10 protein-coding genes and 1 pseudogene are annotated in these 15,599 nt (G+C 75.6%); 3 read left to right on the forward strand and 8 right to left on the reverse strand.

The window, feature by feature from the left end; genetic code table 11:
- Window positions 1-3: 3 nt before the first annotated feature.
- A complete protein-coding gene (locus ACIQE0_RS23325) occupies window positions 4-1,104 on the reverse strand; it encodes an ABC transporter ATP-binding protein (RefSeq protein ID WP_402335365.1) in 1,101 nt (366 codons plus the stop codon).
- 349 nt (window positions 1,105-1,453) lie between these two features.
- Between ACIQE0_RS23325 and ACIQE0_RS23330 the strand changes: the two are divergent.
- Window positions 1,454-2,311, forward strand: a pseudogene (locus tag ACIQE0_RS23330) (diguanylate cyclase domain-containing protein); the annotation flags it as partial.
- A gap of 299 nt (window positions 2,312-2,610) precedes the next feature.
- On the opposite strand, the gene ACIQE0_RS23335 reads toward ACIQE0_RS23330, so the two are convergent.
- From ACIQE0_RS23335 to ACIQE0_RS23355, 5 genes are all read right to left on the reverse strand, one after another.
- Complete coding sequence (locus ACIQE0_RS23335) at window positions 2,611-3,222, reverse strand: ATP/GTP-binding protein (protein WP_366334524.1); 612 nt, start codon at window positions 3,220-3,222, stop codon at window positions 2,611-2,613.
- A 193-nt stretch (window positions 3,223-3,415) separates the two neighbouring features.
- Window positions 3,416-4,282 carry an alpha/beta fold hydrolase gene (locus ACIQE0_RS23340; RefSeq protein WP_402335368.1) on the reverse strand — a complete coding sequence of 289 codons (867 nt, stop codon included), beginning with the start codon at window positions 4,280-4,282 and terminating at the stop codon, window positions 3,416-3,418.
- 181 nt (window positions 4,283-4,463) lie between these two features.
- Entirely contained in the window at window positions 4,464-4,877 is a 414-nt protein-coding gene (locus tag ACIQE0_RS23345) for a DUF742 domain-containing protein (protein ID WP_366334520.1), read from the reverse strand.
- A 31-nt stretch (window positions 4,878-4,908) separates the two neighbouring features.
- The gene (locus ACIQE0_RS23350; RefSeq protein ID WP_366334518.1) at window positions 4,909-5,334 is read right to left on the reverse strand and encodes a roadblock/LC7 domain-containing protein; all 426 of its coding nucleotides are present in this window, start codon (window positions 5,332-5,334) and stop codon (window positions 4,909-4,911) included.
- The gene (locus tag ACIQE0_RS23355; RefSeq protein WP_402335373.1) at window positions 5,331-7,946 is read right to left on the reverse strand and encodes a nitrate- and nitrite sensing domain-containing protein; all 2,616 of its coding nucleotides are present in this window, start codon (window positions 7,944-7,946) and stop codon (window positions 5,331-5,333) included. Before ACIQE0_RS23355 ends, ACIQE0_RS23350 begins: the two co-directional genes overlap by 4 nt.
- A gap of 447 nt (window positions 7,947-8,393) precedes the next feature.
- Here ACIQE0_RS23355 and ACIQE0_RS23360 point away from each other — a divergent pair, with 447 nt between their 5' ends.
- Both ACIQE0_RS23360 and ACIQE0_RS23365 read left to right on the forward strand, forming a co-directional pair.
- Window positions 8,394-8,774 carry a hypothetical protein gene (locus tag ACIQE0_RS23360; RefSeq protein WP_402335376.1) on the forward strand — a complete coding sequence of 127 codons (381 nt, stop codon included), beginning with the start codon at window positions 8,394-8,396 and terminating at the stop codon, window positions 8,772-8,774.
- A 278-nt stretch (window positions 8,775-9,052) separates the two neighbouring features.
- Window positions 9,053-9,856 carry an IclR family transcriptional regulator gene (locus ACIQE0_RS23365; protein ID WP_402335379.1) on the forward strand — a complete coding sequence of 268 codons (804 nt, stop codon included), beginning with the start codon at window positions 9,053-9,055 and terminating at the stop codon, window positions 9,854-9,856.
- Window positions 9,857-9,912: 56 nt separating this feature from the next.
- Here the strand turns inward: ACIQE0_RS23365 and ACIQE0_RS23370 are convergent, their stop codons facing one another.
- Both ACIQE0_RS23370 and ACIQE0_RS23375 read right to left on the reverse strand, forming a co-directional pair.
- Window positions 9,913-14,574: a hypothetical protein gene (locus tag ACIQE0_RS23370; RefSeq protein ID WP_402335382.1), complete on the reverse strand. Its 4,662-nt coding sequence runs from the start codon at window positions 14,572-14,574 to the stop codon at window positions 9,913-9,915.
- Window positions 14,575-14,626: 52 nt separating this feature from the next.
- On the reverse strand, window positions 14,627-15,565 hold the full coding sequence (locus ACIQE0_RS23375; protein ID WP_366334508.1) for a hypothetical protein: 939 nt from the start codon (window positions 15,563-15,565) through the stop codon (window positions 14,627-14,629).
- Window positions 15,566-15,599 lie beyond the last annotated feature (34 nt).

Here is a 15,599-nt window from a genome sequence, read left to right on the forward strand (position 1 = left end):
GTGTCAGTCCGGGAGGCGGCGGGCGTCGTCGGTGTGCCACAGCAGGTGGACGAGGGCGCCGGGGCGGGCGGTGTCCGGGAGGGCGGTGGTGTTCAGGCGCAGCACGGTGAGTTCGGTGCCGTCGGGATCGGGGCGGACGGTGAGGCGGGTGTGGGCGCCGGCGTGGGCGATGCCGGTGATCCGGCCGGGGACGGTGCGCTCCCCCGGTCGCGGGGTGGCGTCCGGGGTGCCGGGGGCGGCGATCCGGAGGCGTTCGGGGCGGAGGCTGTAGGTGCCGGGGCGGCCCGTGAGGCGTACCGCGGTGTCGCCGCCGAGCAGGTTGGTGGTGCCGAGGAAGGCGGCGACGAAGGCGGTGGCGGGGTGCTCGTAGAGCTCCTTGGGCGGGCCGGTCTGGACGAGCCGGCCGTGGTCGAGGACGGCGAGCCGGTCGCTGAGGGTGAGGGCCTCTTCCTGGTCGTGGGTGACGAGGAGGAAGGTGACGCCGGTTTCCCGCTGGACGCGGCTCAGTTCGCCTTGCAGCTCGTGGCGGAGGCGGCGGTCGAGGGCGGCCAGGGGTTCGTCGAGGAGCAGCAGGGCGGGGCGGTCGATCAGGGCGCGGGCGAGCGCGACGCGCTGGCGCTGGCCGCCGGAGAGCTGGGCGGGGCGGCGCCGGGCGTGCTCGTCGAGCCGGACGGTCACCAGGGCCTCGCGGGCGCGGGCGAGCCGTTCGGCCTTGCGTACGCCGCGGACGGTGAGGGCGTAGGCGACGTTCTGCTCGACCGTCAGATGCGGGAAGAGGGCGTAGTCCTGGAAGACGGTGTGGACGTCGCGGCGGTGCGGCGGGAGGGCGGTGACGTCCCGGCCGGCGAGGTCGATCCGGCCGGCGGTGGGGTGCTCGAAGCCGGCGATCAGACGCAGCAGGGTGGTCTTGCCGGACCCCGAGGGGCCGAGGAGGGTGCAGAACTCGCCCTCCGCGATGGCGAGTTCGGCGGCGTCCAGGGCGCGGACGGTGCCGCTCTTCCGGCCGGTGTAGTCCTTGGTGAGGGCGGTGATCCGGACGGCGGGGGCGCGGGCGGCGCCGCCGGGGCGGGTGGGGTGGTCGTGGGCGCGGATGGCTTCGGTCACGGGCGGGCCCCCTCGTGAGCGGCGTGATCGCGCCGGTGACTGTACCGGCCTCGGAGGCCCGGCGGGAGAACGCGCCGCGCCCTGACGGCCGGCCGGCAGGGGACCGGCGGGCGCGCGTGACGGCACCGCTTGCGCACGCCCCGGAAGGGTGTGTGAACAGTGCGTGAACGGGGTGCCGCCGGCGCCCCCGTGGCGGCATCCTGCTGCTCGTGCCTGCCTGGACGGACCAGCTCCGCTTCGCTTTCCAGCCCGTGGTGAACCTCGCGACCGGTTCGGTCGCCGCGCTGGAGCCGCTCGCCAGACCCGAGGACGGCGAGATCGACGTACTGACCTGCGTGCGCCGCTGCCCCGATCTGGACGCCGAGGCCGCTTCCTGCTGTCGCTGTCCGGGCGCTACGGGCACGCGCTGTACGCGGACCGGCCGGCGCTGCGGCTGGCGGACCCGCCGCGGACGGTGGGGGCGGACGCCACCGCCTGGCAGGTGCTGGACATGATCGCCGACGGGGAGCGGGCGCGGGCCGGGGACGATGTGGCGGTGGTGGACGAACGCGGCCGCTGCATCGGGGTGGTGCACCTGGCCGACATCGTGCGGGTGCTGGCCGAGAGCCGGGTGGAGGAGGCGGCCCGGCTCAACCCGCTGACCCGGCTGCCCGGTTCGGACGCGGTCAACGGCGAGGTGGACCGGCGGATCGCCGAGGGCCGGGAGTTCGCCCTGAGTTGGCTGGACGTGGACGGTTTCAAGCAGGTCAACGACGGTGCCGGGTTCGCGGCCGGGGATGAGCTGATCCGGGCGGTGGGCCGGGCGCTGGCGGCGGTCGCGGCGGACGAGCCGGCCAGCCGGGTGGGGCACATCGGCGGCGACGACTTCCTGGTGCTGGCCGAGCCGGACGGGCTGGAGCCGTTCGCGAAGGCGCTGTTGGACGTGGGCTGGGCGGCGGGTGAGATGCCGGTGACGCTGTCGCTGGCGACGGTGGTCTGCCCGCCGGGCAGCGTCACCGGCCACGGTGCGGCGGCGGCCGCGCTGGCGCCGTTGAAGAAGGCCGCCAAGGAACTGCCGGGGGCGAGCTGGGTGGTGGGGCGGCCGGGGGCGGAGCGCACCGAGGTGCGGCGCGGGGCGCGCGCACGGGTGCCGGGGCCGACGGACGCCGCGGGGCGCTCGGGAAGCGGTGCGGGCACGGGGCAGGAGGGCGCGCGGGCCCGCGGCTGATCTGCGCCCGCCGCCCGCCGGACCGCCGACGGCGGCTCCCCGAGCCGACCGGAACAGTCCGGAAACCGACCGGAACCCGCTGCGCCCTCGGGCGGGATGACCGACAATGACCCGGCAGCCACAACGGCCGGGCGGCACACGGAGCTTCGGTCGGCCGGCGCGGGAGGGCGGTGTCGCGTCCCCGCGCCGGCGGGTCGGCAAGGCGTACGGCCCGTGCCCCGGACGGCGGGGTACGGGCCGTACTTCCGCGCCCCGTCAGGAATGCGCGGGTCCGGGTGGGCCGGGCCGGGCGGCGCCGGTCAGGGCAGCGCGGGCTCCCGCAGCCGGGCGTCGCGCTGCATCGCGTGCTCGACGACGGCGACCAGCACCTCCCGCGAGGACTCCCGGAGCCGGGCGTCGCACAGCAGCACCGGCACGGTGGGATCGAGGTCCAGGGCGTCCTTGACGGTCTCGGCGGGGTAGTGGTCCGCGCCGTCGAAGCAGTTCACCGCGACGACGAAGGGCAGGCCGCGGCGCTCGAAGTAGTCGACGGCGGCGAAGCTGTCCGCCAGCCGGCGGGTGTCGGCGAGCACCACCGCGCCGAGCGCGCCGCGGGCCAACTCGTCCCACAGGAACCAGAAGCGGTCCTGGCCGGGCGTGCCGAAAAGGTAGAGGACCAGCTCGTCGTGGACGGTGATCCGGCCGAAGTCCATCGCGACCGTGGTGGTGGACTTGGCCTCGATGCCGTGCAGGTCGTCGACCGGCCGGCCGGCCTCGGTGAGGTGCTCCTCGGTCCGCAGCGGCCGGATCTCGCTGACCGCGCCCACCAGGGTGGTCTTGCCGACGCCGAAGCCGCCGGCGACGAGGATCTTGAGCGTCACCGGCTCGGCCGGGGCTGACCGGCGAGGGTGCTCAGTACGCCCGAAGACCATGGGTTTCCTTCTCCTGCTCTGCGGGGGATCGCTGGCGCTCCGGGCAGCGTGAGGCGTCCCGGGCGCGGGCGGCCGTTCCGTGGCGGCCGCCAGTGCACCGTACAACGTGCGCCGTACGCGGCCCACTTGAGGTGCGGTCGACCGCCGGGCCAAGGCCGTCAACCGGCCCAAATAGGGGCGTACGGACGAGGGTTCAGCGCTGCCGGTGGGCGGCGAGGTGGTCGAGGATCTTCGGGGTGACCAGTTCGGGGACCTCTTCGGGCAGCCAGTGGCTGGCGCCCTCCAATGGCTGGAAGTCGTAGGCGCCGTCCACCCACTCCCCCGTCGACTCGGCCGCGCGGCGCCCCAGGGCGATGTCCTGGCTGCCCCAGAGGAAGAGGGTGGGCACGGCGATCCGTCCGGCGGGCGCGGAGACCACGGCCCGCGGGGCGCGGTACCAGTTCAGGGTCGCGGTCAGCGCGCCGGGTTCGGCCAGCCGCCGGACGTTGGCCTCGACCAGGTCGGCGGGGACCTTGCCGCCGTAGACGGCGCGCAGCCGGGCCGCGCCGTCGGCCAGCAGGGAGGATTCGGCCGCGCCGCCCTCCCGGCGGAAGAAGCGCACGTAGTCCAGCCGGTGGTGCTGCTCGGGGTCGTCGGCGGCGGCGCGGTTGAGGGCCTCGGGGTGCGGGGTGGCGAGCACGGTCAGCGACGCCAGCCGCTCGGGGTGGGCGCCGGCCAGGGACCAGGCGACCATGCCGCCCCAGTCGTGGGAGACGAGGTGGAAGCGGTCGGCGCCCTGGGCGTCGGCGAACCCGAGGGCGTCGGCGACGAGTTCGGGGACGGCGTAGTCGGCGATCCGCGGCGGGCGGGCGCCTGGGGAGTAGCCGCGCTGGTCGACGGCGACGGCGCGGTAGCCGGCGGCGCCCAGGGCGGGCAGCACAGCGCTCCAGGAGTCGGCGAACTCCGGCCAGCCGTGCAGCAGCAGGACGACCTCGCCGTCGGCCGGACCGCAGGCCAGGGCGTCGAAGGTGTGCGGTCCCACGGTGATCCGCCGGCGTTCGAAGGGGGCGGCATCGGTCATGGCGGCGGCTCCTCGGGTCGGGTGCCGGCCGCGGCACGGGGCGGTGGGACGGCCGGTGCGGGGTGGTGCGTGATCGACGGCAATCGTGGGGCGGTGGGGCGGGCGCGCACGGCAGGGCGGCGCGGCGCCGCCCGCCCCCGGTCGGGGCGGGCAGCGGCGGTTCGCGGCGTGCGGCCGGGAATCACAGTGCGCGCAGGCCGTCGATGACCTCGCGCAGTACCTTCGCGTCGGGCAGTTCGGCCGGCGGCACCGGGCGGGTGACGTGGACCAGCCCGGCGTCCAGCAGATCACCGATGAGGACCCGCACCACTCCGACCGGCAGGTCGAACTCGGCCGCCAGCTCGGCGACCGACTGCGGTGCCTCCCGGCACAGTTCGACCATGTCCACATGCTCCGGGGACAGCGTCTGGTCGTCGATCGGCTCCCCGGTGCGGCTTTCGGCGATGACCAACGCGATCAGATCCAGCCGATCCTCCGCGTCGGTGCGGGTGCGCCCGCGCGTCATCGCGTACGGGCGGACGACGGGGCCCGCGTCGTCGTCGAACCACCGGGCCGGATGCCGTTCCGGCCCCGGCCCGCCCTCCTGAGCGGTCATGGCGTCACCGTAGTCGTACTCGGTCGGCCGGTCAGGACCGGGGCGCGGTGCCCAGGTGTGTGCCCACGCGCTTGACGAGCAGGGTCATTTCGTAGGCGATCAGGCCGACGTCGGAGTCGGCGTCGGCCAGGACCGCCAGGCAGCTGCCGTCGCCGGCCGCGCTGACGAACAGGAACGCGCCCTCCAGCTCGACCAGGGTCTGGCGGACCTGGCCCGCGTCGAAGTGCCGGCCGACGCCCTTGGCGAGGCTGTGGAAGCCGGAGGCCACCGCGGCCAGATGCTCGCTGTCCTCGCGGGTGAGGTCCTTGGAGGCGCCGGTGGCCAGACCGTCGCTGGAGAGGACCAGCGCCTTGCGGATGCTGCCAACGCGCTCGACCAGCTCGTCCAGGAGCCAGTTCAGCTCCCCGGATCCCTGCGGCGAGACGGCGGTGGAAGCTGATGCCTTCGGTGCGGTCATGGACCGTCCTCTCCCGATGTGGTTCGTGGTGCACTTGCTCCCCCGGTGGCGCCGTCTCCAGCGCTCGGGTCCGAGGGTGTGGGGGTATGCGGGGTCCCGCCGTTCTCCTGGCGGCCGCGCTGCCAACCGCGCTGGAGCGAGGCCATCCGGGCCCGGACCGCCTGCGCGTCCCGGTCGTCGTCGGCGGGGGCGGCCGGCCGGTCCGCTGCGGACTCGGCGGCCGGTTCGGACTTGAGCTGGGGGGCGATGCTGGCCTGGCGCACCCGGCGGGGCAGGCCGTTGGGCAGGGTCGCCGGGGTCTGCGCGCGCTCCGGGCCGCCCGGCTCGTCCGGGGTCCCGGGGTCGTCCACGGTGCGGCCGTGGTCGGAGACCAGGACCGGCGGGCGGGGCCGGCGCGGCAGCGCGGCGAGGGTGCCGGTCGGCGCCTGGTCGCCGGCCTGCTGGTGCTCTTCGTCGGACGGGACCGGGGCCGGGACGGCCTTGGGGCGCTGCGGCGCGGGGGACGGCTTCCGGCCACCGGCCGGGGCGTCCGCGTCGTCGCGGTCGGCCGTGTCCCGGCCGGACTCCGGCGCCGTCGCCCTCCGTTCGGCCGGGCCGTCGGCGGCGCCGTGGCCCTTGCGCTTGGGCAGCGGCACCGGTGCCTGCGCGAGCGGGTCGCCGGCCTCGTCCCGGGACTCGGCCCCGGCCTCGGCGGGCTCCGTCCCGCGGGCGCTCACGCCGACCCGGGTCAGCAGCGCGCCGGGGATGAGGACCACGGCGGTGGTGCCGCCGTACGGCGAGGGCTGGAGGGTGACCCGGACGCCCTGCCGCTGGGCGAGTCGGCTGACCACGAACAGGCCGAGCCGGTCGGTGTCGGAGAGCTCGAACTCGGGGGTCTCGGCGAGCCGGAGGTTGGCGTCCAGCAGCTGGTCGGCGGGCATGCCCAGACCGCGGTCGTGGATCTCCAGGGTGTAGCCGTTGGAGACCCGCTCGCCGTGGACCTGGACGGTGGTGTGCGGCGGGGAGAAGACGGTGGCGTTCTCCACGAGTTCGGCGAGCAGGTGGATGAGGTCGGCGACCGCGGGGCCCTCCACCGCGAGCCGGGGCAGCCGGCGGACCTCGATGCGCTCGTAGTCCTCGACCTCGGCGACCGCCGCGCGCACCACGTCCATCAGCTGGACGGGCTTGCGCCACTGCCGGGAGGGGGCCGCGCCGGAGAGGATGACCAGGCCCTCGGCGTGCCGCCGCATACGGGTCGTCATGTGGTCCAGCCGGAACAGGTCGGCGAGTTCGTCGGTGTCCTCGGTGCGCCGCTCCATGGTGTCCAGGAGGGTCAGCTGACGGTGCAGCAGGACCTGGCTGCGGCGGGCGAGGTTGACGAACACCTCGGAGACGCCGCGGCGCATGTCGGCCTGCTTGACGGCGGCTTCGACGGCGGCCCGCTGGAGGGTGTTGAGCGCCTGGCCGACCTGGCCGGTCTCGTCCGGGCCGAACTCCATCCGGGGTGCCTCGGCGTCCACGTCCACCCGCTCGCCGGCCGCCAGCCGGCGCATCACGCTGGGCAGCCGGATGCCGGAGACCTCGTGCGCGGTCTTGCGGAGCCGGGTCAGGTCGCGGACGTGCCGGCGGCCGATCCGCAGCGAGACGACGACCGAGACCAGCAGGGCGAGGAAGCCGAGGACGCCGGTGACGACGGCCTTGAGGACGATCCGCATGCCGATCGGCCGGACCCGCTCCCGGTAGCGGTCGCCGGAGTCCTTGGCCATCTGGCTGAGGTCGCCGAGGACCTTCTCCGCGGAGGTGTTCCAGCGGTCGGCGTTGACCGTGTGCGCGGCGGTCGCCGGGTCCGCGGCGATCACCCGGTCCTCGTAGGAGATCAGTTCCCGGGCGCCGGCGGAGTTCCAGTAGTCCTCGAAGACGGCGCGGTCGGTGGCGGGCAGCAGCGGCAGGTTGGTGCTGTAGATGATGCGGCGCTCGGCGACCCGGTCGCTCAGCTCGCGCTGGTCGCGCCTGCCGATGCTGCCGGAGGCGAGGATCGCGGACATCAGGGCGTCCTCGCGGGAGAACACCTCGCGGGCGCGGGTGAGTTCGACCAGCGCGTGGCCCTGCTGGTCCATCTCGACGTTCTCCAGGGCGTGGAGCGAGCCGAGCAGGTCGTAGGCGGGGTCGACCACGGAGTCGTAGGACTCCATGGCCTCACTGCGGCTGAGCCGGTTCTGCTCGACCCGGGTGCGCAGGGCCTCCAGGCCGTCCAGGGACTTGACGAGGTCGGTGGCCCTGCCGGCGGCCTCGGCCGAGACGTCTTCGCGGATGTCCTGGATGTCCACGTTGCCGCGCAGGTCGGCCACCGCGGCGTCGGTGGCGCGGGCCTGGCCGCGGAGTTCGGTGAGCGCGTTGGCGCCGCGCCGGTCGGCGAGGTACAGCAGGCTCTGCCGGCGCTCGCGCTGGAGCGCCTGGATGACTATCTCGACCGGATAGCCCAGGTTCTTGACGACGGAGACGAGATCGAAGAGCTCGTTGGCCTGCCGACCGGTGACATAGGTCGTGGCACCCCACATGGTGGTCAGGGAGAGCAGCGGCACGAGCAGCAGCGCCACGATCTTCCGGCGGACCGATCTCCCGCGAAAGCGCATGGTCTCCCCTACATGAACCCCGGCTTACGGGGGGTGGTATTCCGTCAACAGCGGCGTGAGCCTACTACTCTCGGGGGACCGACCCGAAGGCCCGGCGGGGCACTGCGGGGTGCAAGCGGGCCGAGATCGTCACGAGTTGTCCGACGATGCCCGGATGGGAGGCCGGTGAGTGTGGCAACGACCACCCGGCGCACGGCCGGCGAGATCCGGCTCGGATGCCCTGGCGCACCCCGATGCGTGGCGGCGGTGGGGTACGCGGAGTGGACAGATGACCGATCGGTGTGGCATGTATCCGGTGAAACCCGGGCAGCCACCGAGGAGTCGGGCACGCCCCGGGGCGTGCCCCCGGACTCCGCCGACGGCCCGGAGCGCGTGCCGGGCGCCGGACGGCAGACGGGGTTTCGGCGAGCGGGCCTGGGCCCGAGGAGAGTGCGGGGGTGTGACGCGATGGACGACAGGCGTCCCTTGTGGCAGGAGGAGCCGGCGGCCCGGCGTCGGATGGCCGATCCGGTGCGCACGGCCGCGGTGCGCGCCGTCATCATCGTGGCGGTCACCCTGATCCTGGCCATGGTGGCCTTCCTGTGCACGCTCGCGCAGTCCTGGTTCGCCTTCCCCGCGGTCCTCGTCACGGTCGCCGGCACCATCGTCGCCACCTGGGCGGTACTGGACGTCTGGGTGACCCGCCAGGTCTGGGTGCAGCGCTTCGGGGTGCAGTCCGAACCGAGCAGCACCGCCCGGCAGTTGCGGCGGGAGCGCCGGAAGGCCCGTCGGCAGGAGCGCCGGCAGCCGCCGCAGGAGCGCTCGCGGACGGACCGCGCGGCGGCCTGACGGACGACGGAGGGGCGGCCGCTCCCGCGGTACGGGACACCCGCCCCTGCTCACAGGACCGGGCGGGACCGCCCTCCCGTATGCCCCTTCGCCGCGGCGCAGAGGGAACCCGCTGGCCACCCTCGCACCGCTCGGTATCATGACGTTGTGAATCACGCATCGCTTCGCGCGATGCGCAACAGGTCCGATTCGAGCCGGGGAGCGCCCCGCCGAGGGCTTCCCCCGAGAGCGGCCCCAGGACGTGCCCGTCGGGGGCAACGGGTGGTGAGGCAGAAGCCATGGCGAACACGACAGATGCGGCGGACGAGCGCGCCGAGGAGCGGCGCGGAGCGAGCTCCGTGCAGTCCGTGGACCGCGCGGTGAGCGTACTGGAGAGCCTGGCCCGCCTCGGCGAGGCCGGCGTCACCGAACTCGCCGACGAGCTCGGCGTCCACAAGTCGACCGCCTTCCGGATCCTGGGCGTTCTGGAGAACCGCGGCCTGGTGGAACAGGAGAAGGAGCGCGGAAAGTACTTCCTGGGCGCCGGGGTGCTGCGGCTGGCCGGCGCGGCCGCGATCCGGCTGGACATCTCGCAGGAGGGCCAGCCGGTGTGCCGGGCACTGGCCGGCGAGACCGGGGAGACCGCCAACATCGCGGTGCTGGACGCCGATGCCGCGGTCAACATCATGCAGGTCCGGGGCTCCGCCGCGGTGACCGCCTTCAACTGGCTCGGCCGCCGCACCCCGTTGCACGCCACCGCCAGCGGCAAGGTCCTGCTGGCCCACCTCCCCCCGGAACGCCAGGACGCCCTGCTCGGCCGCAAGCTGGCCCGCTTCACCGAGCGCACCCTGACCGCCCCGGGCGCCCTGCGGAAGCAGCTGGCCGCCGTCCACGACGACGGATTCGCCTGCACCGTCGAGGAGTTCGAGACCGGGCTGAACGCCGTCGCGGCACCGGTCCGCTCCTACGACGGCTCGGTGATCGGAGCCCTCGGGGTCTCCGGGCCCGCCTACCGGACGGCCCCCGAGCACCTCCCTGAGCTGGCGAAGGCGGCGGTCACGGCCGCCGCCGAACTCTCCCGCCGCCTCGGCCACGGCGGCTGAGCCCCGCCACGAAGGGGTCCTCCCCCGTCACGAAGAAGGACCCCGGGGCGACTCGCTCAGCCGCCCGCCGGCTCCGCCGCCGCCTCCTCCGGGCGGCGGTACATCCGGGTCGCCGTGATCTGCCCGTGCACCGCCTCACCGGACGGGTCCGCCTGCGGTAGACCCGGACGCAGGTGCTCCTCGACGCTGATGTACTTCAGGCCCGCGCGCAGGTCCGCGTCGTTGCGCAACCGGATCACCAGCGGGAACTCCGCGAGCGCGGTGGTGTCGAACAGGCCGGTGGTGTAGAGGAGTTGGACGCCCAGGGCGTCGGCGACGGCGCGCTGGAGCTCCAGCAGATAGGTGGCGTTGGCGCGGCCGATGGGGTTGTCCAGGAACAGCGTGCCGGCGTGCCGCTGCTTGTCGCGACCCCGGTCGTTGCTGCGCAGCGCCGCCATCGTGCAGTACAGGGCGATGGCCGCGGTGAGCAGCTGGCCGCCGGAGAAGACATCGCCCATCTGCCCCACCGGGACCCGCTCGGCACGCAGCACCGCGTCCGGCTTGAGGATCTCCACGGCCACCCCGCGCGGCTGGAGCGCGGCATGCACCCCGCGCAGCAGCAGGGACATCCCGTCCCGGCGCAGATCGCTGTTCTTCTTCACCGCGGAGCGCGTGGCCTCGTCGATGACCTCGCCCAACCGCTCGGTGAGCGTGGCCTGGTCGGGGTCCTCGAAGCGGATCCGCAGGAACTCCTGCCCGGACCACTCCCCCAGCCCCTCGGGCAGGCGGGAGAGCCGCTGCGCCGAGCGCAGCGTGGCCAGGGACGACTCCGCCAGACCGCGCAGCCGGTCGACGATGGAGTCGCGGTTGCGCTCCAGTTGGGCCAGTTCGTCGGTGAGCACCCGCAGCCGGGGCGCGAACGCCTCCGCCCACTTGGCCGCGTGGTCCGGCAGCGCCGCGGCGGGCAGCTCCCGGATCTGCTGCCGGGCGGGGGTGCGCACCTGCTCGTAACGGGTGGAGTTGGCGTGCCGGACGAGGACGTCGGACGCCTCGCGGACCGCGGCCTCCGCGGCGGAGAGGTCGGCGGCGCAGCCGCGCAGCGAACGGCGGGACTCCGCGGCGGCCTGCCGGGCCTCGGCGGGGCCGCCGGGGTACGGCGGGGCCGCGGCGGCCTCGCCCTCCTCCGCGTCCGGCTGGTCCCGCAGCAGATCGCGCAGCAGCGCGGCGGTCTCGTCGAAGCCGCCGGCCGCCTCCTCGGCCGCGCGGTGCGCCCGCAGCAGCTCCTCGTGCTCACTGCGGGCCGCCGCCAACACATCGGTGGCGGTGGCCAGTTCGGCGTTTGCGGAGCGCAGCAGCTCCTTGGCCCGCTCGGCGCCGTCCGGCACCAGCTCCTCGGGCAGCTCGGTGTGCGCCTCGCCGTCGGTGGGCGCCAGCCGCTCCGCCTCGCCGCGCAGCCGGCCGAGCTGCTCGCTGGCGGACGAGGCGCGGGTCTCCAGCATCTGCACCAGCGACTCGGCGCGACCGGCGGCGGCCTGCCGGGACGGGCCGTCGGCGGCGTCCGGGCTCTGCAGGAGCTGCTCGGCGCGGGTGCGGACCTTGTTGGTCAGGCGGTTCAACTCGGCCAGCGCGGCGGACTCGTCGCCCTCGGCACGGGCCTGCTCGGCGCGCAGATCGGCGCCGACGCCGACCTTCTCGTAGAGCTGGGAGGCGGAGCGGTACGCCTCGCGGAGCGCGGGCAGCGACGCGGTCTGCTCCGCCTCGGCCTCGCCCAGGTCGTCCGGGACGCCGGCGATCTCGGAGCGCTCGGCGCGCAGCGCGCGGGCGGTGCGGTGGGCGTCGTCGGCGGCCCGCTGGGCGGCCCGGCGGTCCTCGTCGGCGGCCCGGGCACGGTCCACGCACTCCTCGGCGCGGGCCTCGAACTCCGCCGCCTCGTCGGCCAGTTCCCGCATCCGGGACTGCCAGCCGGCGCGCTCGCGGAGCCGGTGGGCGAGACCGGCGAGCAGATCGGCGGTGCGCCGGGCGCGCTGGGCGGCCTCCTGGCGCTCGTCGCGCACCCGGGTGGCCTCGGTGGCCCTCTCGTCGGTCTCGGCGCGGGCCGTGCGGGCCTCGGCCAGCTCGGCGGCGGCCTCCTCGGCGGCCGTCCGGGCGGTCTCCGCGGCCTCGGCGAGCTCGGTGAGCCGGCCGGCCGGGCAGCCGGCGCGCCAGGAGCCGAGGCGGGCGGCGAGCGCGCGGTCGCCGGCGAGGCGGGCGGCCAGCGTCCGGATCTCCTCGTCGCGCTCGGTGGCACGGGTGCGCAGCGCGCGGCGCTCCTCGTCGGCGGCGGACTCGTCGTGCATGGCCGGGTTCGGCGGGACGAGAAAGACGCCGGTGTCCTCGGCGTCCCCGGCCGGGGAGGGGGCGAGCAGGGCGGCGGCGGTGCCCACCGCGACGGTGGAACGGGGCAGCAGCGCGGCCTGGGCGAGCACCTCGCGGGCCCGGACGTGGGTGTCGGGATCGGTGATGATCACGCCGTCGACGAGCTCGGGACGGGCGGCCAGCACCCGGGCGTGGTCGGCGGGGTCGACGGACTGGGCGAGGTAGCGCCAGCCGGGCAGCGCGGGCACCCCGTGCTCGCCCAGATACTCCACCGCGGCCAGCACGTCGGGGCCGGGCGGCAGCAGCCCGCCGTCGCCCAGCGCGCCCAGGATGCGGGCGTCGTCGGCGGCGGCCGTCCGCAGGTCGAACAGCTGGCGCTCGGCGGCGGCGACGCCCTCCTCCAGCAGCTCGCGCAGGGCGTCGGCGCTGCGGTCCAGCTCCTCGGCGGTGAGCGGCCCGGCGGGCCGGGACCCGGCGGCGGAGTCGGCGCCGTCGCCGCTGCGGGGGCCGGGCAGGACACGGGCCGACGCCTCGGGCAGGCCCAGGAGTTCGGCCAGCCGCTGCTCGGCGCCGATCGACTCGGCGGCGCGCCGCTCGGCGTCGTGGGCGCGCCCGGCGGCCTGGGCGGCGTCCTCGGCCCGGGCCGCGGCGAGTTCGGCGGCGGAGTGCCGCGCGGCGGCCTCGCGGGCCCGGTCCAGGGCCTGCCGGGCGGACTCGCGGGCCACGTCCCACGCCTCGACGGCGGTCTTCTCGGCGTCCGAGGCGGCGAGCGCGGCGCGGGCCGGGTCGGCGTCCGGCGCGGAGTCCTCTAGCCAGCCGGCCCGGACCGCCTCCTCGGTCTCCTGGGCGACCTCGGCGAGCCGCTGCTTGAGGTGGTCGGCCTCACTGCGGGCGCGCTGGGCGTGGGTGGCGGCGGAGGTGGCGTCGCGGTGGGCCGACTCGCCGGTCTCCTGGAGGGCGGCGGACCGCTCCTCCTCCTCGCCCGCGAGGCGTTCGCCGGCCTCCGCGGCGCGTTGCAGGGCGCGCACCAGGTCGGCGGCGGCGGTGGCCCGGGCGGCGAGCGCCGGGGCGGCGTCCCGCTCGGCCTCCCGGATGGCCGCGGCGACCCGGGCGGACCGGTCGGTGGCGGCGCGGTGCCGCAGCGCGATCTCGGCGGCCTGCCAGGCACTGTGCAGCGTCCGGGCGTCGTTCAGCTCGCGGCGCTGGGCGGTGGCGCCCTTCTCGGCCGCGGCCAGCGCCAACGAGGCGTGCCGGTACGCGAGTTCGGCGGAGACCAGGGCGCGGCGCTCGCGGGTGCGCTCGGCGTCGGTGACCCGGTGCGCGGCGCCGGCCACCGCCTCGGCCAACTCCGCGGCCCGGCCGCGCTCTTCGGTACCCCGGGCGTGCAGCCGCTGGGCCAGCCCGCGGGTGCGGCGCTCGGCGCCGGCGTGCACCTCGCGGGCCCGGTCGCGGGCCTCGGCCGACTCCGCGATCCGGGAGAGCAGGTCCAGCGAACCGGCGGTGAAGTCGCGTTCGGCGGTCAGCTCGGCGCGCCGGCCGAGCTTGTGCGCGAAGCCGTGGACGAGATCGGCCAGCCCGTCGGTGTCCCGGGTGTCGGTGACCGCGCGCAGCAGCAGATCGGTGAAGTCGGAGTCGTTCTTGACCGCGAAGAGGCCGGCGGCCTCACCCTCGTCGGCGTTCATCTCCCGCTGGTAGCGGAAGAGTTCGGGGTCCAGGCCGAGGTCGCCGAGATGCTCGTTCCAGCGCTCGTGGACCTCCTCCCAGACCACGTCGAGGTTCGGGTAGTTCTTGCCGGCCTCGGTGAGGGCGTCGCGGAAGCCCTTCATCGTGCGGCGCCGGCCGCGGGCCCCGGAGCCGCCCTCACCGCTCTCGGTACGGGGGCGGACCAGGGTGGCCTCGGCGACCGGGAGGGAGTCCAGGCTCATGCCGGGGCCGGGCCGGAAGCTGTACCACGCCTCCGCGAACTTCCGGGGGTCGTTGGAGACCTGGCGGCCGCGCCACTCGCTGACCTTGCCGACCACGACCGACTCGCCGGTGATGACGTGCTGCCACTCCAGGGCGACATGGCCGCAGTCGTCGGCGAGCAGGAACTTGCGCAGCACACCGGAGCTGGCGCCGCCGAGGGTGTTGCGGTGGCCCGGCAGCATCACCGAGAAGATCAGCTTGAGCAGGACGGACTTGCCGCCGCCGTTCTCCAGGAAGAGCACGCCGGCCGGCGCCGGACGGCGCGGCGGGCCGACCGGCTCGTCCTCGAAGAAGTCCGCCTGCGCCGGGGCCGGCTGGGGTACCGGCGCACCGACCCCGCGCAGGTCCAGGACGGTGTCGGCATAGCGCGCACCGGCCGGCCCGATGGAGTAGAGGCGGACCCGGGACAGCTCGTACATGGCGGACTCTCGTTGGTGTGTGGGGTGGTGGGGCGGTGGTCGTGGGGCGGCGTCAGCCGGAGTGGAACGGCAGCCCGGCCTCGGCGACGAGGTCGAGGTCCTCGATCTCCTCGCCGGGCAGCAGCGAGGCGCTGCCGTCGGAGACCGGGACCACGCCCAGCTCCAGCAGCTCGGTCATGGCGGCGGTGCCGGCCATGTCGCGGACCTGGAGCTGATAGCGGGCGGTGGTGCGGTAGGTGCCGCCGGCGTCGTCGCCGGTGCGCTGGAGGAAGCCCGAGTCGACGAGGAAGGTGACCGCCTTGGCGATGATGCCGGTGGTCGAACCGGCCAGCCGCCGGGCGTCCTTGGTGGCGCCGGTGGCACTGCGCCGGGCGTAGACCCGCCAGGCGGACTCCAGACCGGGGGCGTCGCTGGCCGGGTCGGTGTTCTCGCCGTCCTCCTCGGCGCGCTCCTCAAGCCGGCGGCACGCCTGGCGGACGAAGGCGTCGACGCCGTTGACGCTGATCCGGCCGATGTAGCCGTCGTCGGCGAGGTCCTCGGGGCGCGGGAACGCCAGGGCGGCGACGGCCAGATGGGCCAGGCCGTGCAGGAAGCGGTCGGCGGAGTCGGCCGAGGCGCGGCGGGCGTAGTCGCCCATCCGGACCGCGAAGACGGAGTCCTCGGCGGCGGTGACGGCCATCCCGGCGCGGGTGGAGACCTCCAGGACGACCAGGCCGAGGCCGCCGGCGACCGCGTCGGCGAGGCGGGCGAAGGCGGGCTCGTCCCGATAGCGGCGGAGCAGGTCGCCGTAGTCGGCGTCGCGGGCCGGCAGCAGCTTGGGCTGGAGGCCGAAGGAGACCAACCGCGCGGCGTCGGCGGCGTCCGCGGGGGTGATCGGCGCAGGGCGGGCCGGGGCCGGTTCGGGGGCGTCGGTGGGCGCGCCCCAGGCCGCTTCGCCGGTGCCGGGCGCCGGATCGGGCTGCGGCACCTCGTCGGCGTCGTACTGGGTCACGGGGCAGGCTCCTTGCGGGGGACGGTCGGGGGTG

The organism is Streptomyces sp. NPDC093097 (assembly GCF_044754325.1).
In the GTDB taxonomy this organism is placed as follows: Bacteria; Actinomycetota; Actinomycetes; order Streptomycetales; family Streptomycetaceae; genus Streptomyces.

Excerpts from the sequence above, each read along its gene's own strand:
- ACIQE0_RS23335 (WP_366334524.1), bottom strand. The coding sequence starts at position 3,222 with ATGGTCTTCGGGCGTACTGAGCACCCTCGCCGGTCAGCCCCGGCCGAG.
- ACIQE0_RS23340 (WP_402335368.1), bottom strand. The coding sequence starts at position 4,282 with ATGACCGATGCCGCCCCCTTCGAACGCCGGCGGATCACCGTGGGACCG.
- ACIQE0_RS23345 (WP_366334520.1), bottom strand. The coding sequence starts at position 4,877 with ATGACCGCTCAGGAGGGCGGGCCGGGGCCGGAACGGCATCCGGCCCGG.
- ACIQE0_RS23350 (WP_366334518.1), bottom strand. The coding sequence starts at position 5,334 with ATGACCGCACCGAAGGCATCAGCTTCCACCGCCGTCTCGCCGCAGGGA.
- ACIQE0_RS23355 (WP_402335373.1), bottom strand. The coding sequence starts at position 7,946 with ATGCGCTTTCGCGGGAGATCGGTCCGCCGGAAGATCGTGGCGCTGCTG.
- ACIQE0_RS23360 (WP_402335376.1), top strand. The coding sequence starts at position 8,394 with ATGGACGACAGGCGTCCCTTGTGGCAGGAGGAGCCGGCGGCCCGGCGT.
- ACIQE0_RS23365 (WP_402335379.1), top strand. The coding sequence starts at position 9,053 with ATGGCGAACACGACAGATGCGGCGGACGAGCGCGCCGAGGAGCGGCGC.
- ACIQE0_RS23370 (WP_402335382.1), bottom strand. The coding sequence starts at position 14,574 with ATGTACGAGCTGTCCCGGGTCCGCCTCTACTCCATCGGGCCGGCCGGT.